17 protein-coding genes are annotated in these 18,400 nt (G+C 57.1%); 9 read left to right on the top strand and 8 right to left on the bottom strand.

What is annotated here, in order from left to right; genetic code table 11:
• The first annotated feature begins 74 nt into the window (after positions 1-74).
• The 5 genes from uvrD (at position 75) to RHM65_RS06545 (ending at position 5,059) form a co-directional block, all read left to right on the top strand.
• On the top strand, positions 75-2,258 hold the full coding sequence (gene uvrD / locus RHM65_RS06565; protein ID WP_322166735.1) for a DNA helicase II: 2,184 nt from the start codon (positions 75-77) through the stop codon (positions 2,256-2,258).
• Positions 2,259-2,490: 232 nt separating this feature from the next.
• Entirely contained in the window at positions 2,491-3,345 is an 855-nt protein-coding gene (locus RHM65_RS06560; protein ID WP_322166736.1) for a Tim44 domain-containing protein, read from the top strand.
• 126 nt (positions 3,346-3,471) lie between these two features.
• Positions 3,472-3,879: an SMI1/KNR4 family protein gene (locus tag RHM65_RS06555; RefSeq protein ID WP_322166737.1), complete on the top strand. Its 408-nt coding sequence runs from the start codon at positions 3,472-3,474 to the stop codon at positions 3,877-3,879.
• A 196-nt stretch (positions 3,880-4,075) separates the two neighbouring features.
• Positions 4,076-4,561, top strand: a complete 486-nt coding sequence (locus tag RHM65_RS06550) for an acyl-CoA thioesterase (RefSeq protein WP_322166738.1) — start codon at positions 4,076-4,078, stop codon at positions 4,559-4,561.
• Between the two features lie 105 nt (positions 4,562-4,666).
• Positions 4,667-5,059: a DUF3301 domain-containing protein gene (locus RHM65_RS06545; RefSeq protein WP_322184535.1), complete on the top strand. Its 393-nt coding sequence runs from the start codon at positions 4,667-4,669 to the stop codon at positions 5,057-5,059.
• A 39-nt stretch (positions 5,060-5,098) separates the two neighbouring features.
• Here the strand turns inward: RHM65_RS06545 and RHM65_RS06540 are convergent, their stop codons facing one another.
• Positions 5,099-6,061 carry a CobW-like GTP-binding protein gene (locus tag RHM65_RS06540; RefSeq protein ID WP_322184534.1) on the bottom strand — a complete coding sequence of 321 codons (963 nt, stop codon included), beginning with the start codon at positions 6,059-6,061 and terminating at the stop codon, positions 5,099-5,101.
• A gap of 39 nt (positions 6,062-6,100) precedes the next feature.
• On the opposite strand from RHM65_RS06540, the gene RHM65_RS06535 reads away from it, so the two are divergent.
• On the top strand, positions 6,101-6,457 hold the full coding sequence (locus RHM65_RS06535; RefSeq protein ID WP_322171283.1) for an NADH:ubiquinone oxidoreductase: 357 nt from the start codon (positions 6,101-6,103) through the stop codon (positions 6,455-6,457).
• A 19-nt stretch (positions 6,458-6,476) separates the two neighbouring features.
• Here RHM65_RS06535 and zigA read toward each other — a convergent pair whose 3' ends face one another.
• Positions 6,477-7,685: a zinc metallochaperone GTPase ZigA gene (gene zigA / locus RHM65_RS06530; protein ID WP_322184533.1), complete on the bottom strand. Its 1,209-nt coding sequence runs from the start codon at positions 7,683-7,685 to the stop codon at positions 6,477-6,479.
• A gap of 103 nt (positions 7,686-7,788) precedes the next feature.
• On the opposite strand from zigA, the gene RHM65_RS06525 reads away from it, so the two are divergent.
• Positions 7,789-8,178, top strand: a complete 390-nt coding sequence (locus tag RHM65_RS06525; RefSeq protein ID WP_322184532.1) for a glutamine synthetase — start codon at positions 7,789-7,791, stop codon at positions 8,176-8,178.
• A 9-nt stretch (positions 8,179-8,187) separates the two neighbouring features.
• Here RHM65_RS06525 and RHM65_RS06520 read toward each other — a convergent pair whose 3' ends face one another.
• Positions 8,188-9,417, bottom strand: coding sequence for an N-acetylmuramoyl-L-alanine amidase (locus RHM65_RS06520; RefSeq protein WP_322166745.1), 1,230 nt, complete (start codon positions 9,415-9,417; stop codon positions 8,188-8,190).
• Between the two features lie 330 nt (positions 9,418-9,747).
• Between RHM65_RS06520 and RHM65_RS06515 the strand changes: the two genes are divergently transcribed.
• Complete coding sequence (locus RHM65_RS06515; RefSeq protein WP_322184531.1) at positions 9,748-10,641, top strand: metal ABC transporter solute-binding protein, Zn/Mn family; 894 nt, start codon at positions 9,748-9,750, stop codon at positions 10,639-10,641.
• A gap of 110 nt (positions 10,642-10,751) precedes the next feature.
• Here the strand turns inward: RHM65_RS06515 and RHM65_RS06510 are convergent, their stop codons facing one another.
• Positions 10,752-11,273, bottom strand: a complete 522-nt coding sequence (locus tag RHM65_RS06510; RefSeq protein WP_322184530.1) for a DUF3617 domain-containing protein — start codon at positions 11,271-11,273, stop codon at positions 10,752-10,754.
• 158 nt (positions 11,274-11,431) lie between these two features.
• Between RHM65_RS06510 and cls the strand changes: the two genes are divergently transcribed.
• On the top strand, positions 11,432-12,871 hold the full coding sequence (cls, locus tag RHM65_RS06505; RefSeq protein ID WP_322184529.1) for a cardiolipin synthase: 1,440 nt from the start codon (positions 11,432-11,434) through the stop codon (positions 12,869-12,871).
• Positions 12,872-12,917: 46 nt separating this feature from the next.
• Here the strand turns inward: cls and cfaB are convergent, their stop codons facing one another.
• The 4 genes from cfaB to RHM65_RS06485 all read right to left on the bottom strand — a co-directional run bounded on the left by cfaB (position 12,918) and on the right by RHM65_RS06485 (position 18,398).
• Entirely contained in the window at positions 12,918-14,102 is a 1,185-nt protein-coding gene (gene cfaB / locus RHM65_RS06500) for a C17 cyclopropane fatty acid synthase CfaB (RefSeq protein WP_322184528.1), read from the bottom strand.
• A gap of 272 nt (positions 14,103-14,374) precedes the next feature.
• Positions 14,375-16,315, bottom strand: a complete 1,941-nt coding sequence (locus RHM65_RS06495; protein ID WP_322184527.1) for a heavy metal translocating P-type ATPase — start codon at positions 16,313-16,315, stop codon at positions 14,375-14,377.
• Complete coding sequence (locus tag RHM65_RS06490; protein WP_322166754.1) at positions 16,312-17,370, bottom strand: protease modulator HflK; 1,059 nt, start codon at positions 17,368-17,370, stop codon at positions 16,312-16,314. The genes RHM65_RS06495 and RHM65_RS06490 overlap by 4 nt, the downstream gene beginning before the upstream one ends.
• On the bottom strand, positions 17,367-18,398 hold the full coding sequence (locus RHM65_RS06485; RefSeq protein WP_322166756.1) for a protease modulator HflC: 1,032 nt from the start codon (positions 18,396-18,398) through the stop codon (positions 17,367-17,369). Before RHM65_RS06485 ends, RHM65_RS06490 begins: the two co-directional genes overlap by 4 nt.
• Positions 18,399-18,400 lie beyond the last annotated feature (2 nt).

Below are 18,400 nucleotides of genomic sequence, written 5' to 3'. Positions count from 1 at the left end.
TCCCCGGCATCGCTTTTATCGGCTAATGCAAAGCTTGGTTTGCCCGACATAGCCCAGCACCCTAGAATGCGCCGATGCGCGATGATCTCTCCCTTCTGCTGAACTCCCTCAACGATGCCCAACGTCAGGCCGTAGCCGCCTCCGTGGGTCGTCAGTTAGTCATTGCCGGCGCTGGTTCCGGCAAAACCCGCGTGCTGGTGCACCGCATCGCCTGGTTGATCCAGGTCGAGCAAGCCTCATCACACTCGATTTTGTCGGTGACGTTCACCAACAAAGCCGCTGCCGAGATGCGTCACCGCATCGAGCAACTGATGGACATCAGTCCGGCGGGCATGTGGGTCGGTACGTTCCACGGCTTGGCGCACCGCTTGTTGCGGGCGCATTGGCAAGAAGCCGGTCTGAACCAGAACTTTCAGATTCTTGACAGCGATGACCAGCAACGGCTGGTCAAACGCGTGATGCGCGAGATGAATCTGGACGAAAAGATGTGGCCGGTGCGTCAGGCGCAATGGTTCATCAATGGCCAAAAGGACGAAGGCCTCAGACCCAAGCATATTCAGGCGGGCGGTGATTTCTTTCTGACCACCATGAAAGCTGTCTATGAGGCTTACGAAGTCGCGTGCCAGCGTGCAGGGGTGATCGACTTCTCAGAACTGCTGTTACGCGCCCTGGACCTGTGGCGTGACAATGCCGGGCTTTTGAAGCAATACCAGCGTCGTTTCCGCCATGTGCTGGTCGACGAATTCCAGGACACCAACGCCGTACAGTACGCATGGCTGCGATTATTGGCTCAGGGTGGCGACAGCTTGATGGTGGTCGGTGACGACGATCAGTCGATCTACGGCTGGCGCGGCGCAAAAATTGAAAACATTCACGAGTACTCGTCAGATTTTCCTGACACAGAAACCATCCGCCTGGAACAGAACTACCGTTCTACCGCGAGCATCCTGAAAGCCGCCAACGCGTTGATCGTCAACAACAGCGGGCGCTTGGGCAAAGAGCTGTGGACCGACGGTGGCGACGGTGAGCTGATTAACCTGTACGCCGCGTTCAACGAACACGACGAAGCGCGCTACGTGGTCGAGACGATAGAAAGCGCCCTGAAGACCGGCCTGATGCGCAGCGACATCGCGATTCTTTACCGCTCTAACGCCCAATCGCGGGTGCTTGAAGAAGCGTTGCTGCGCGAGCGAATTCCGTACCGGATCTATGGCGGCCAGCGCTTCTTCGAACGTGCTGAAATCAAAAATGCCATGGCGTACCTGCGCTTGCTCGACGGACGCGGCAATGATGCAGCACTGGAGCGGGTGATTAACGTTCCAGCACGCGGCATCGGTGAAAAAACTGTAGAGGCCATTCGCGAACACGCGCGCCATGCCGACGTGTCGATGTGGGAGGCCATGCGCCAACTGATCGCCAACAAAGGCCTGACTGGTCGCGCAGCCGGAGCGTTAGGTGGGTTCGTTGAACTGATCGAGAACTTGGCAGCGAAAGTCATGGAGATGCCGTTGCACCTCATGACACAGACGGTGATCGAGCAGTCCGGGCTAATCAACTACCACAAGGAAGAGAAAGGCGAAAAAGGCCAGGCTCGGGTGGAAAACCTTGAGGAATTGGTCAGCGCCGCACGCAACTTCGAAAACGCCGAAGAAGACGCCGATCTGACGCCGTTGGCGGCTTTCCTTGGTCACGCTTCATTGGAAGCGGGCGATACCCAAGCAGAAGAACACGAAGACAGCGTGCAACTGATGACCTTGCACAGCGCCAAGGGCCTCGAGTTTCCGTACGTGTTCCTGGTGGGCATGGAAGAAGGCCTGTTCCCGCACAAGATGAGCCTGGAAGAACCTGGCCGCTTGGAAGAAGAACGCCGGCTGGCTTACGTCGGCATCACTCGCGCCATGCAACAACTGGTGATGACCTACGCCGAAACCCGTCGTTTATACGGCACCGAGACCTACAACAAGGTGTCGCGCTTCGTTCGCGAGATTCCACCAACATTGATTCAGGAAGTCCGGTTGTCCAACAGCGTCAGCCGACCGTTCGGCGGCGTGCAAAAGATGGGCACCAGCAGCCTTTTCAATGGCACCGGCATTCCAGATACTGCGTTTAGTCTGGGCCAACGAGTGCAGCATTCGGTGTTCGGCGAAGGCGTAATTCTGAACTTCGAAGGCGCGGGGGCTCAGGCTCGAGTCCAAGTGAATTTCGAAGAAGGCAGTAAATGGTTGATGATGGGCTACGCGAAGCTTGAAGCGATTTGACTTTAAGCCTGGACCTGGAGCCAACGTGTTGGCGAGGAACATGTTATGACTTCTCGCCAACAAGTTGGCTCCTACAGGTAATGTGTCAGTCGTAGCGGAAGGAAATGCCTTACAGGCTATGCAGAATCGGACCTCGCCTTTCCAGGTAAAAGCCCGAAACATTTAGTCGCTAGCTATCGCCATGGCTCATGTGCAACATGACGCGCGTGCAATCCACAAATGGGAATCCCTTATGCAACGTTTTTTTAGCATCGTAATGGTGTTGTGCATCGGGCTCACAATGAGCCTCGACGCCAACGCGCGCTTCGGTGGCGGCAAGTCCTTCGGTTCAGCGCCAAGCCATCAAATGCGCCAAGCGCCGACTTCTTCTCCATCTGCCGCACCGGGTGCTGCAGGTGCCGCAGCCGCTGCTGCTCGTCCTGCTGGCGGCGCGTCGCGCTGGTTGGGTCCTTTAGCCGGCCTCGCAGCCGGTGGCTTACTGGCCTCGATGTTCATGGGCGGCGGCTTCCACGGCATGCAGTTCTTCGACATCCTGATCATGGCCATCATCGGCTTCGTGATTTTCCGGTTTATCGCCGCACGTCGTCGCAAGCAGCCTGACATGGCTGCCGCTGGCCACACGCCGTTTCAGCGTGAAACCCATGAACCACCGGCTCAAGCCTCAATGTTCGGTGGGTCGTCCGCAGCTTCTGCACCGGCGCCAGTGATCCAAGCGCCAGCCTGGTTTAACGAATCACGCTTCCTAGACGCCGCTCGTGGCCACTTCCAGTCGCTGCAACAGCACTGGGACGCCAATGAGATGGACAAGATTGCCGAGTTTGTGACGCCACAGATGTTGCAGTTCCTCAAGCAGGAACGCGCAAACCTGGGAGACGGCTTTCAGTCGACCTACATCGACAACCTGACTGTACAACTCGACGGCCTGGATGATCGCTCGGATAAAACCGTCGCCACGCTGACCTTCTCCGGCCTGTCCAAGACTTCGCGCTTCGATCAAGGCGAAGTGTTCAGCGAAAGCTGGAACATGGAGCGTCCACAAGGTGATAACCAGCCTTGGCTGGTAGCCGGTATCCGCCAAAACGGCTGATCCGCGCTACAACACACAGAACCCCGGTCTTTGGCCGGGGTTTTGTTTTATCCATTCGGGTAGTTATTTTGAGAAACGCTTTACGCTACTGTATAAACCGCGCCAATAGTTTAGAGGATCCAGGTCGTGGAAGAAGTCATTGAAGAGCTGCGTGAAAAGAACGAACGGGTACCAGTACCCCTTGAATTGCCTGACGATGATGTCCTGGTAGAAATCGAGGAACAGCTGTTTATCAATATTCCGTTCGTGTTCAAGGAATTCCTGCTCACCGTCAGCGACGTGGTTTACGGAAGTTTGGAACCGGTCACAGTGATGGACCCGCAATCGCACACTTATCTGCCAGAAGTGTGCGCAACGGCGTGGGACATCGGCGTACCACGTGAATTGATCCCGATCTGTCAGGACGGCGACGATTATTATTGCGTGGAAGAAGACGGCACCGTAGTGCAATGGTCCGCTGAAGAAGAGCTGGTGACTGAAGAAAGCTGGGAGTCAGTCTGGCACTGGGCCCGGGATGTCTGGCTGGAAAGCTGAGTCGACATCAGGACGCCGTTCCGGCGCAATGCCAGGACGGCTCCAGCTGGATGTAACTATGTGGGACTTTACACACACGCCTACGTGACGGCGGCGACGTCGCCGCCGTCCCGAATAATGCTGTATAAAAATTGATCCAAGAACATGAGCGCCACCCTAAGGTGCACTTCTGACACACCCCACCTGTGAGTACGCTATGGAACCCGGAAACGCTCAACTATCGATGACTGTCTTGATGACCCCGGACATGGCCAATTTCTCTGGCAACGTTCACGGGGGCACTTTGCTCAAATACCTCGATGAGGTCGCTTACGCCTGCGCCAGCCGCTACGCCGGGCGATATGTGGTGACGCTGTCAGTGGACCAGGTGATTTTTCGTGAACCTATTCACGTGGGCGAACTGGTGACCTTTCTTGCATCGGTCAACTACACCGGCAATACCTCGATGGAAGTCGGGATCAAGGTGGTGACTGAAAACATCCGCGAACGCTCGGTTCGACACACCAACAGCTGCTTCTTCACCATGGTGGCCGTCGACGATCAGCGCAAGCCGGCCACAGTACCGCCGCTTGAACCGGCCAACAGCGAAGATAAGCGTCGTTACGTTCAAGCCAAGCAACGGCGTCAAATTCGTCAAGAGCTTGAAAAGCGTTATCAGGAAATCAAGGAAGAAGCGCCTTAACGGCAGATGAACAAGAACGGAATTGAACGAAATTTAGGTCGACCGGTATGGCTGAAAATCGTCATACCCAGTTAAGCTGGACGTCCTTTGGTGGAGCACACTTTCATGCTGACGCTGGGTAATCTTTTTGTCTTGATGGTCTTGGCAACCTGCGCCGCATGGCTCTGGCATTCCCATGGTTTGCGTGAGCAAGCATTGGCGCGGGTTAAGCAACACTGCGCCAAACTCGACATCGAATTGCTTGACGGCAACGTAGCGCTGCGTCGCCTGACATTTGCACGCGATGCCAATGGCACAAAGCGCTTGGCTCGCGTGTATAACTTTGAGTTCACCGTAACCGGCGAGCAGCGGCACCCCGGCACGATCACAATGTTCGGCGCCCACACCGCGCAAATCGTGCTGGCACCCTACCCGTTTGAAATCAAAACTCCACCGCCAAGCGCCAACGTCATCGAGATGAGCGAATGGCGCGAAAACCATATCAAGCGCAAGTTGTAATTAAACGTGCATAACTAGACGGGGCTGTGCATAACCCGTTTAGATCAAGCAGGCAGCCAGTCCCGCTTGCAACGCCGCCTCGTCCTGGGGCGTGCTGAAAATCAGCTCCAGCCGTGAGTCTCGACGCCATTCGCTGTTTTGCCAGTGAATTGCAGCGCCCTCCAGCGCATTGCCTGACAACCACCCCGCGTTGCTGTGAATAACCAGCTTGGCCCGCCGCCACGCCTGACGATTAAGCCACTGCTGAACCTGCATCAATTCAAATTGTTGGCTTGGGTGCCAACGCCAACCGATGCTCCAACCCTCTGGCTGAGTTTGGCTTAGGCAAATGGGCTGACGGGAATCGGTCCAGATGGCCGGAAGTTGCGCCAACCCTTTTGGTGGACTGAAGTTATCCACCGACGCGGACGCCTGAGCATCAACGCCGGGCAAATTGGCCAGCGGCAGAACGCCTTGGTCGGTCCAGAACAAGGGTTTGTCCGGTAATAACCCAGCCAGTTTGTCGCGTTCCGCCGGAACTAGCCCCGCAGATTTATTCATGACCAATACACCCGCACCGTTCAACGCCGCTCGCTGGCTGTATGGCAATGGCTGACCCGCCGCCATTGCCGCCGCATCCAGCACCAACACGCTGGGCTGAAGCGCCAATACGCCTTCCCACGGCGGCTCACGCAGCTGTTCCATCAACTGCGCCGGATGCCCAAGCCCTGACGGCTCAATCAACAATCGGTCCGGTCGCGCGCTCTTCAGCAAACGACCCAAACCGATTTGAAACGGCGCGCCGTTGACGCAACACAGGCACCCGCCAGCGACCTCGCCAAGTGCGATACCATCGGCGGCCGTGGTCAGCAGCGCAGCATCCAGACCGATCTGACCAAATTCATTAATCAAGATCGCCCAGCGCTCGCCGACTGGTTTTTGCGTCAGCAGCTGTTTGATCAAGCTGGTTTTGCCAGCGCCTAAAGGGCCCGCAATGACGTGGGTCGGGATGTTCTGCAACATAGTGGCCGATTTCTTAAGAGTGGAAGGTACGGGTAAATGATGCGCGTGATCTGGCTGGCGACACTGTTATGGATGACATCGAATGAGGTTTGGGCCGAAGCTTGCGTGGTACACACTCAAGCCGAACGCCTCGACGTCAAAGTTTGCCAGGAGAACCGAAACATCCCGACGAAGCTTTTTCACGACGGCTTTTGCCAACCGCAATTTGCCGGGCAAAAAGTCGACGTCGTCTTTGTCGAGCAATGCCCCACCGGCGCCTTTGGCGTGTGCAGCAATGCCCAAGTCGCCAATATGCCCTATCACCAAAATATTCACTATTACGGCGTTGCTACCGACGCTCACTACCTCAAGCCTTTTTGCGAAGGACAAAGTCAAGGCCAGTGGCTAACACCGTAAGCTGCTCAGGCCGTGAGCTTCAAGCGGCTACCTCGTCATGCCAGGGCCCGAAGGGATCGGTAAACTGAAGCCATTCCTCAACACCTAGCGCCATTTCCTCATCGGTCAGCAAGCAGCTGTCCAGTTCGTCGACGAGCCGTGCAAAGTTGATGTGTTGCCCGATAAACACCAATTCTTGGCGGCAATCGCCGGTTTTTTCGACCCAGTTTTCCATGATCGTCGCCGCACTTTCCGGGTCCTGCGGCCAGTGTTGTTTGGGCACAAAACGCCACCACCGTCCGGCGAAACCATAGCGCATCAGCCCGCCGGCTTGCGACCAGCTTCCGGCGTCCTGATGCTTGCTCGCGAGCCAGAAAAAGCCTTTTGAGCGCAATAGTTTTCCATTGATCCATTCACGGTCGATGAAGTCATAAAACCGCTGAGGATGAAACGGCCTACGTGCGCGATAAGCGGTTGAAGCAATGCCGTACTCTTCAGTTTCAGGTAGGTGCTCGCCGCGCATCTCCTTGAGCCAACCCGGTGCCAACGACGCCCGCTCGAAATCGAAACGCCCAGTGTTGAGGATTTTTTTCAGCGGAATTTCACCCATGACCATGGGGATGATCTCTGCGTGGGCGTTAAGCCGATGCAGAATCGCGGTCAACTCCTCGCGTTCGCTGACGCTGATTAGGTCGATCTTGCTAATCAACAGAACATCTGCAAATTCGACCTGCTCGATCAGCAAATCGGTAATCGAACGCTCATCGTCTTCGCCCAAAGTTTCGCCAGCGGTCGCCAGGCTTTCGGAGGCCTGGTAATCGAGAAGAAAGTTCATGCCATCCACCACGGTCACCATGGTGTCAAGACGCGCCATGTCGGCCAGGCTTTTTCCTTGTTCATCACGGAACGTGAAGGTTTCCGCCACGGGCAGCGGCTCCGAAATTCCGGTGGACTCGATCAGTAGGTAATCAAAACGACCGTCCTGCGCCAACCGACTGACCTCTTCAAGCAGATCTTCGCGTAAGGTGCAGCAAATACAACCGTTGCTCATTTCGATGAGCTTTTCTTCTGCGCGGTTTAAGCTGACATCGCGCTGAACTTCGCCACCATCGATGTTGATTTCACTCATGTCGTTGACGATCACCGCAACTTTGAGATGCTCGCGATTGCGCAGAACGTAATTGAGCAGCGTGCTTTTACCGGCGCCGAGAAATCCAGACAGAACGGTAACGGGTAGACGGTTGGGCATCAGGCAGTCCTCATCGGGCGCAAGTCATCAAGTAAGCGCCGGCCGGCAGATGTTATAGTATAACAGTGCAGAATAGCTAACCCGTACGACAAAGGCCGCTTCGATGAATCACGTTTTAACGAGTTTGATGGTCGCCATACTGCTCGCAAGCGCCCAGGCGCGGGCGGCCCCAACCAACATGCAGGCGCAAACGACCCGCTGCTCACAGAGCGCGAACCTGATCGCGTGCAGCGATGCACTCGGCAATCGCTACAGCGTGGCAACGGCCGGCCCGGTGTCCTACGTTCGTGGGTTTGAAGTTCAAGGCAACCGGCTGTGGGCACAAACCAATAGTCGCTACGGCATGCTGACGTTCTTTACCGGCCTGGCGTCGAACGGCGACACCTGGATCGGTTACAGCCAACGCGTGGGCTGGACGACCATCACCCGGGTCTCCAGCTCTGACGGTAAACGCAGCAAATTCACCTGCAACCGTATGGGCGGTTGCCAGTAACGCGGGGCCTCAAACCTGCCCTCGTGCGTGCTCTTGTTGCCACGCCATATAGGAGTCAGTGGGCGGGTTATGTTTGAAATAGCGCTGTAACCCCTCAAACAGTCCATCGGCAACGGCCTGTTGATGACGCGCCGTAACCAATCGCTGGCTGTCGCGGACGTTTGAGATGAAGCCGGTTTCGACCAGAATCGAGGGCACGTCCGGCGATTTGAGCACGGCAAAACCCGCTTGCTCGACGCGTTTTTGATGCAGCGACGTTATGTCAGCCAAGCTGCCAAGCACTGTGTTGCCTAGCTGCAAACTGGCCGCAATCGTTGCGTTCATCGACATGTCGAGAATCACCCCAGCCAGCATCGGGTCTTTGTCTTTCAGACTAAGCAGACTCCTCGCACCGATCAGGTCGGCACCGTTTTCACGCTGAGCCATGAAGCGCGCTGTGGCCGAGGTGGCGCCGCCTTCTGAAAGCGCATACACCGAGGCTCCCGATGCAGTGAGCCGCGGCGCAGCGTCGGCATGCACGGAAATGAACATGTCGGCGTTGAGTTTGTGAGCGATCTCTACCCGCTTGCGCAGCGGCACGAAGAAATCGTCGTTGCGTACCAGGCGCACATCAAACCCTTTCTCGCGCTTCAAGCGCTTGGCGAGCAACTGGGCAATGGACAACACCACGTCTTTTTCCCGCTCGCCTTTGGAGCCGATGGCACCCGGGTCTTTTCCGCCATGACCGGGATCGACCACTACCATGATGCTGCGCTTGGGATGAGCTTTGTCTCGCAATGGCGACGGCTGTTCGGGCGGCGCAATTGCACCCACGGCCGCGATCTGCACGGGAACGTGAGTCGCGCTGCCCAGATCCAGCACCAGCCGGTGGCCTTGCGAACCCTCAGGACCGAGCAAAAAACTACTGAGCTGCACCGGCGCATTCAGGTCCAACACAATGCGCGTATCGCCTTGACCAAAGTGCCCGCAGCGAATGGACTTGATGGGGGTGTTCGCCAGCGCCAATTGGCGGAAATCCCCGCTCAACTGCGCGCCGCTGAGGTCGATGATCACCCGCTCCGGCGCGCTCAACGTGAACGTCTTATAGCTGACCGGACCGCTAAGATCGAACACTAGGCGAAGTTTATCGTCCGTTCGCCACAGCCGAGCATTGCGAATCTGAGCAGCAGATACACCCAACGGCAATGCCAAGGCCGCACCGGCCAAAAGAAGGTTGAGCAACATTTGACGTCTGTGCATGGGATGTACCGAAAAAATAGGGAGAGCATCCAGGCTCAAAAAAAGTGACGTTGAAATAATAGTTATAACATAACATGATTTTTTACTTCGACGATGAGCCATTTGATGAACGCCTTGGCCCTGCCGGATACAGCCGCGAAGCCCTAGACCAAGCGTTTCACCTGGACCGGGTGGGTACGTGTCGCATCGCTTGTCAGGCTAGAGATTCTGCCAACTTCGAAGAACAGTGTTCCACGTGGAACTGAAGTTTAAGGTCAGATACCGCATAATGCGTCCCACGGGTGAGCGCTGGAACGCGCTCGCCCACACCCTCCAGTGAGGTTTCACCCGATGCGCGTTGCCTTGGTGCTATCCAGTTTGTTGCTGCTGCCACTGTCGTTGTCGGCAGCGGAAAAATTGAAAGTCGTGACCAGCTTTAGCATTCTTGCCGACATGGCCCAGCACGTTGGCGGTGATCATATCCAGGTCATCAATCTGGTCGGCCCCGATCAAGACGCTCAGGCGTATAAGCCAACCGGTGAGGACACGAAAAAGCTGGCGCAGGCCAACGTGATCATTCAGAACGGTTTGGGTTATGAACCGTGGATGGATGCGCTGATTACACGCAGTGGAGTGAAAACACTGGTGATCACTGCGAGCAGCGGCATCACGCCACGCACCGCGAAGGAAAACGGCAAAACCGTTATTGATCCACATGCCTGGCAGAGCGTGCCGGACGCGGAGCTTTACGTGAACAACATCGTCTTGGCCTTTAGCGCGGTTGATCCGACCCACGCCAATTCGTATATTTCCGGTGGGAAGGCCTATACCAAGCAACTTCACGCCCTGATCAACGATGCTCACGTAAAAATTGGCTTGATACCCACGGGCACCTTGGCGCCTGGCAGTCGGCGCTTCGTGACGGCACATAACTCGTTTGGTTACCTGAGCCCCTCCTACCAAATCGAATTTATCGCGCCGCAGGGAGTGTCGGCCAACGTCGAAACGACGCCGGAACAGCTCGATGCATTGATCGCTAAAATCCACGACGATAAAGCCAAAGCAGTGCTGCTGGACAACACTCAAGACCCGCGCCAGTTGCAACAGATAGCCGAAAAAAGCGGTCTACCCGTTCGCGGCACGCTGTACTCCGACGCCCTGTCGGCTAAAGGCCAAGCCAGCACTTTTATAGGCATGTACCAAGCCAACATCGACACCCTGCGCGACGCGCTGGCCCAGCCATAGATAGGGTTAACCGCCACAACTCTGTAGGGGCCAACTAGTTGGCGAGGTGATCGATCAGGCATACCCGTTAGGGCCTCTCGCCAACAAGTCGGCTCCTACCGATTTTAGATTCAAGTCCTAGGCTTGATCGCACCGCACTGCGGCCCCAGCCAAACGGCGCGGGTCTCCATGCTGCCGTTTTGTTGCACGCCGGTCGCATTGAACGTACCGACGACAGAGGTGCTGAATTCGCGGTCGCTCTGGAATTGTGCGACCCCAGTGCCTTGGGCTTTAGGGCAGTTAAAGCGGAACTTCCAAGTCTTGCCATTGCGGTCGGTGATCTGCTGATTGCAGCCAGACTTCGGGTCTGTCAGCGGAATGTTGTCTGTCTTGACCTGGTCCTGAGTCAAGCACACCTGCACACCCTTACCGGCCAAGGTCACACCCTGCTTCTGCATGGCCTGTTCCATCATCACTTGCTGATCGGGCGCCAGGCTTTTCAGTTGGTTCAGCATCAATTGCAAGTCGGGCAATGGCTGGCCATCGACCTGCATGTTGCTGGTGGTCAGCTCCCACAGTCCCGGCTGCAGCATCTGCGCGTGGGCCAGCGGCGCACCCAGGCAAAACAGCAAAGCCAAAAAGCGTTTGTTCATGTGCAAATTCCTTAATGAAAGCGACCGGTTACGCGCCAGCCTGACGATGAGTCTTAGACGATGCAAGCGCCTGCCAGTTGCAACCAGAATAAAATAGCGACAATCCCCACGTGCTGTGGTCTGTTAGAGACTTAAAAAAAACAGGATCAGGGTTACGCATGGATTTTCACATTCCGTCTTTTGTCGGCTATTTGATCGGCTTTACTCATTTGCTCGGCCTGATTGCTGCCATTCACGCACTGCTCACTGTACGCACTGCACAAGGCTCCATCGCATGGGCGATGCCGCTTATTTTCATTCCCTATGTCACCCTCATTCCCTATTTGGTGTTCGGTCGCAGCACCTTCGACGGCTACATCAACGCACGGCGCCAGGCTAACCAGGAAATGCGCACCGCCATTGGCACACTGAATTGGCGGCCCTGGATCGAAGAAGCTGTAACGGCGAGACGTTCAGAGGCGTATGCCTCACTGCGGGCCATGCCGCGACTGGGGCGCATGCCGTGTCTGGCCAATAACGAAGTGACGTTACTGATCAACGGCGAAGCCACCTTCGCCGCCATTTTCGAGGCCATCCGTGGTGCTAAAAAAGCAGTATTGATTCAATTTTTTATCATTCACGACGATGAGCTTGGCCGAAGCCTGCAAGCCCTGCTGCTGGAAAAAGCCGCTGAGGGGGTCGCCATTTACGTCCTTTACGACCGAGTGGGCAGCCATGCCCTGTCTGCAAGTTACAGCGAAACCCTGCGCAACGGTGGTGTGCAAATCAAAGCGTTCGCCACCCGCAGCGGCTGGCTGAATCGCTTCCAAATCAACTTCCGTAACCACCGCAAAATTGTTGTAGTCGATGGAGTGCGCGGCTTTGTTGGCGGCCACAACGTCGGTGACGAATATTTAGGAAAGTTGCCGCCGCTCTCGCCGTGGCGCGACACCCATGTGGCGATTGTCGGTCCGGTGGTAGCGTGCTTGCAGGAGTCGTTTGCGGAGGACTGGTTTTGGGCCACGCGCGAGTTACCTCAGCTGATCCTGCCGGAGAGCTACCCCGAAGACGGCGTTCTCTGCCAGTTATTGGCCAGTGGTCCGGCTGACGCGCAAGAAACCTGTTCTCTATTTTTTGTCGAAGCCATCCATGCGGCACAAAACCGAGTGTGGATAACCAGCCCGTATTTCATTCCCGATGAGGCGGTATTCGCGGCGCTACGATTGGCAGTTCTGCGGGGGGTCGATGTGCGGATATTGCTTCCATCGCGTCCCGATCACTACGTGGTCTACGCCGCCTCCAGCCTATTCGCCTTCGAAGCGGTGCGCGCAGGCGTGCGGATCTTTCGCTATGAGCCGGGGTTTATGCATCAGAAGGTGGTGCTGGTCGACAGTGAAATCAGCGCCATCGGCAGCGCCAACATGGACAACCGATCATTCAGGCTTAATTTTGAATTGATGCTGTTAACCGTCGACAGTGATTTTGCCAGCCAGGTTGAGGTCATGCTCAACGCCGACTTTGCCCTCGCCCGGGAAATCGCCCTGGAAGAAAGCAAAGAAACCCACCGCTTTCAGCAACTCGGCATGCGCATTGCGCGCTTGGTGTCGCCAATTCTCTAAACCGAGAACGCAGAACGGGGTCCGAAGACCCCGTTTACAGACATCTTCAAACGTAGATATCTTCCCGCGTCCACGGTAAGCCATGGCTGCCATCGGCATATGGTTTGACCGCCAGTATTTGATGCAGATTGATCCAGCCCCTTGCAAACGCGTATGCACAGCCAGCCAGGTACAAGCGCCAAATACGAAGGGTTTGCTCGGGCACCATCTCCGATGCTTCATCGAGCCGCGATTCCAAGCGTTCACTCCAGTGTTCGAGGGTCAGCGCGTAATGCAGCCGCAGGCTCTCAACGTCAACGATCTCCAGCCCGGTCTCGCTGATGAACGCACTGATCATCGACACGTGAGGCAGCTGGCCGTTGGGGAACACGTAACGCTCAATGAATTCACCCGCGCCCCGTCCAACTGGACGGCCGTCGGTGTGTTTGGCGGTGATGCCGTGGTTCATCACCAACCCGCCTTCGCGGACGGCACCGAACAAGCATTGCGCATACAACTCAAGATTCGCATGACCGACGTGTTCGAACATGCCGACGCTGACGACTTTGTCGAAGCGACCGTCCTGAGGCAAATCACGGTAGTCAAGCAACACCAACTCCACCCGATCCTCTAGCCCCTCGGCGATTACCCGCTCCTGAGCAAGGGTCAATTGTTCCTGACTCAAGGTGATGCCGAACACGTTCACGCCGTATTCGCGGGCCGCGAACCGTGCCAATCCACCCCAGCCGCAGCCGACGTCCAGCAAGTATTCCCCTGGTTGCAACCTGAGCTTGCGGCACAAGTGATGAAACTTGTCCTGCTGCGCTTGCTCTAGGGTTTCTTCGCCAGTCTTGAAATAGGCGCAGGAATAGACCATCTCTTGATCAAGCCAGAGCTGGTAAAACTCGTTGGACAGATCGTAGTGGTAGGAGATTGACGCTGCGTCGGTGGCTTTGTCGTGCTCTGAGCGAACCGGCACATAAGGTCCGTCATCATCAAGCAACGCCTGGCTTAGCTCGTCGCAGACGCGGACTACTTCCTTGATAGACCCTTCCAGCTCCAATCGACCCTCGACGAAAGCACTGCCGAGGAGGTCGAGGCTGGGACGCGTGAATTGCGACACCAATTGTGGGTCTTTCACCACGATGGTGACGCTGGGCATCGGGCCTAGATCGAGTTCATGGCCATCCCACAGTTTCAGCCGTAGCGGCAGATGAAGATTCTGCAAGGCTGTTGGAAGTTGCGCGAGCATTGAGTAAACCCTCTATCCAGAAACTCAGGAAAAAGGGTAGTCCAAAACAACGCTGATGCCGAAATCGCCGGCGATTGGCCAGTCGCGAGTCACTATTGAAACCTTGGGTTTACCGCCTATCGCCCAATGTTTCGAGCCAACATGCAGCGTGCAATGGAGCACCCTCATCAAGAATGACTGTCAATTTGTAACAGAGTTCTACAAAGCTCAAGCAAATTTTTATACTTAACAGACCTGTCTAGCACGGCACTTTTAGTGAGAGCCCCTAAGCGCTAGGCCTCTGGCTTGGTCTCCAACTTTAGTAGAGGCTCCTGAAAACGCAGCAAGCGACCGGCATTTCCGAGGACCAATAAGGTGCTGAGGTTGTGCAAAAGCGCAGCGATCATCGCACCCGCCGCCCCCAGAAAACCGAAGGCTGCCATGGCAACGATGGCCAAGGTCCAACCCAAGCCGATGATCACATTGACGTGCAAGGTCCGACGGCACTGACGGCTTAAACGCACGCAGGTGCCCAATCGTCGAAGGTCGCTGCCAATCAATACGATGTCCGCGGACGCCAGTGCGATATCTGCTCCGCCCGCCCCCATCGCCACGCCCACCACCCCGGCCTTAAGCGCCAGTGAGTCGTTGATCCCGTCGCCCACCACCATCGGCCGGAAACCGCTGCTGATTTCGCCCATCACCCGATTGAGCTTGTCTTCGGGCAACGCCTGGGCCTCGATGTCGCTGATACCCACCTCAAGCGCAAGGCTGTCGGCCACGCTTTGGCGGTCACCGGTCAGCAGCAACTGACGACCCAGCCCCAGCTCACGCAGTTCGGCGAGCGCCTGTCGTGCTTCAGGCTTGAGGCTGTCAGCCAGCAACAGCCATGCCAAAAACACACCGTCCACCGCGATCCCGGCAATCGGACCGTCGTGATTCGGAACTGGCGATGTACTGATGTTCAGTTGTTCAAACAGCTCAGGCCGACCCAGCGCCGCGAGGCCATGTTCTGTTTTAGCGACGACGCCCAAGCCTTGCCGCTCGTGAATGTCGGTCAGCACCAGCAATTGATCTTTTTCCACCAACCCTGCCAATGCACGGCTGACCGGGTGACTGCTGGCCGACCCGAGGCTCGCCGCCAGCGGCAATAACGTCGCCTGCTGCGTCAATACCGCTTGAATCGATTGCAGCCGAAGGGTGCCGTAGGTCAAGGTCCCCGTCTTATCGACGACCAATGACGTCAAGTCCGCCAGCTCTTCGAGAAACGCCGAACTGCGGATCAAAATACCGTGCCGTGCGGCCACCGCGATCCCGGCAATCGCCGTCGCAGGCGCCGATAACACCAGCGCGCAGGGGCACGCCGCCACCAGTACCGCCAGCATCGCTTGCGCATCATTGGTGATAAACCAAGTCACCGCCGCAATCATCAAGACCAACACCATGTAACTGCCGGCATAGCGTTCCAGCAGACGGGTGATCGGCGGCTTGGAGCGTTCAGCGCTTTGCATCAGCGCGATGACTTTGCCCAAGGTTGATTCGTTGCCGATGCGCGTTACTTCGATACGCAACAGACCATCGAGATTGATCGCACCGCCGAAAACTTCGATACCGACTCGCGCTTCAAGCGGCACCGATTCACCGGTAATCGGCGCGGTATCAAGGCTGGCTTGCCCGGAGCGCACAACGCCGTCGGCCGGCACCCGGTCACCTGCGCGGACTTCCACCAAATCGCCCGCCACCAACACCGAGTTATCCACCTCACGCACCGTGCCATTAGCCTCGATCAACCGCGCATGGCTGCGGGTCAAACGCCCCAGGGCTTGAATGGCTTCTTGAGAACCGATAACGCTGCGCTCTTCCAGCACATGGCCAAAGATCATGATGATGGGCAGTAACGCGGCGGTCGTTAAATCGCCAGTGGCCCAGGCGCCGAGCATCGCCAGCGCAATCAACTGGTCGGTGATGCCATGCAGGCTTGGGTAACGCAGGCTGTGCCAACCGGCGCTGACCACTGGCACCGCGACCAGCAAAGACGCTGCACCCAACAACAGCTGACTGACGCCGGTTTGTTCCGGTACGAAAAATCGCCAAACGAGCCCCAATGCCAACAAACCCAAGGCGAGCATGGCCAAGGTCAATTGCCGAGCGGCACTCCGTTGCTCGGCATTGCTGAGCATGCTGACCGGGACTTCGGAGGACTCGGGTTCAGTTGTCGCAGCGTGGGCACTCATTTTTCTGCTCCCTGAATAATCAGGTGGGAATCGTCATGGGGGTCGACCGTGGTCACGGAACCGGCTTGCCCAAGAATTTTTGGCACGCGCTCTCGGTAGATCCGCATCAGCAGACCCGGATCGCTCTTGTCGCGAATCGACTGCGCCAAACTCGTTACTGTGGCGGTCTCTGCCTGGGCTTTCGCCAAGCGCTCAGAGGCTTGGGCATGCGCCACTTGCACGGTGCGATCCGCTTGCTGCGTGGCGGTTTGCGTGAGTTTTTCCGCTTCGGTACGGGCGTTAGCCACCGCCTGATCGGCGAGTTGGCTGGCGGTCAGCACTGCGTTAAACGCATTGACGGCCGAAGCCGGCAGGCTCGATTGCACATCCACCCGAGAGATTTCGATGCCCAGTCCGACACCCGTAGCCGCCAGTGCTGTCAGGCGCTGATTGATCCCGCGTACCAGATCGCCACGCAGACGTTCACGGCGCTCGGCAGACTTGCTGTCGGGGCTGACCATCTCGGGACGTGCCACTAAAATCGTGTCTAGATCCCGCGCTGCGGTGAGCGCCACCGTGCTGCTATTGACCAGACGGTCCAGCGCAGGCAGCACATGTTCGCCCTGCAAGACGTAGGCATACGGGTCGGTCACTTTGTAATACACCGTCACGTCCAGCTGTACGACGCCCGCATCACCGGTCAACAAATACCCTGAGCCCGCCAACGCATCGCTCATCGGCGTGGCGAAGCTTGAGATTCGATCTGCGTCCAACGCTGGCTTTGAGCGCAGCAGGGTTTCGACCCGACGTTCAATCACTCGATCCGCCGACGGCAGCAACACCACCTGCTCGAACGGTTGCGGCCACGCCGTCAGCAGACCGGCGTGTTGAATACGCTCCAGAGCGCCGAGACGCAGGACCACGGCGCGGTTCTGCGGGTCAATCTGACGCACGTTAGACAACGCCCATCCCAATGCCGCGAGCAACGTTACCGCGTACAAACCGAGAAAAGCCAAACGGCTGGCCTGCAACCAGGAGCTATTGACTGCAGGCCGTTCAGTAACGACTTCACTCATGGTTGCGATCCGCTTTTACCGTCCAGCGTTGGCGGCCCATCAACCAATACGCGGAACGGTGCTGCGTCAGTGCGCAGAATCAATTTAGTCCCCGGCGTGATCACCGTGCCCAAGGTGTCCAACGAGCGCAGCAAGTTGTAAAGCTGCGGCGATCCGGCATACGCCTTGCCATAAATCTGTGCCGCTTCGACCCGTGATTGTGCTTCGATATCCGCCGCTTTGACCGTGGCGTCAGCCTCGACGATACGGGCGTCACGCTCTGCTGCCGAGCGGATCTGAGCGGCCTCGCGCTTACCCACTGCTGTTCGTTCGGTGGCGATGGTTTCACGTTCGGCACGCATGCGGTCCACCGTCGCGTTCAGCGTCACCGACGGCAAGGTCAGACGCTCGACACCGACCTGTAGGACGCGCACGCCATAGGTGGAGAGCAGTTGCTGTTCGATTTGATGGCGCAGCTGGTTTTCGAACGCCGTGATTTTTACTTGATTGGCATCGGTATTGATCAAGCTGGACAGGTCAAAACTGGCCGCTGTGGTTTCCAGCGCTGAGCCGACAAAGGTACGGATTTGCCGCGCCGCTTCGTCGGGCTGATTCTGCACGGCCCGCATGAAGCGCTGCACGTTGTCGGGATCGGCCTGCACCTGCCAGGCGACGTAGGCCTGGACGATAATCCGCAGGCCATCGCGAGTACCCACGTCTTGCAGACCACTGGAAGTGGTGCGCAACCGCAGGTCCACCGGAATCGTTGCCTCGAACGGCGCCGGCCAACGCCAGCTCAAACCCGGATCAAGCAATACTCGAGAGGGGTTGCCGAAACGGGTAATCACCGTCGCTTCGCCCGAACGCACTTGCACCAGACTGGCCGCCGCCACTGCAAAAGCGATCAATAACACCGCCAACGCCGTTCGGCGCCACGGGAAAGCGGCGGGAGTAGACGTGTCGCCATGCTGATGGCCATGGTGATGCCCAGCGTGACCGTGGTCATGGTCGGAGTGATCGTGATGATCGTGGGAATGAAACAGACTCAAGG

This window comes from Pseudomonas sp. CCI4.2 (genome assembly GCF_034350045.1).
Lineage (GTDB): Bacteria > Pseudomonadota > Gammaproteobacteria > Pseudomonadales > Pseudomonadaceae > Aquipseudomonas.
The sequence above is the reverse complement of the archived record's forward strand: the minus strand, read 5'-3'. Positions and strand labels throughout refer to the sequence as shown.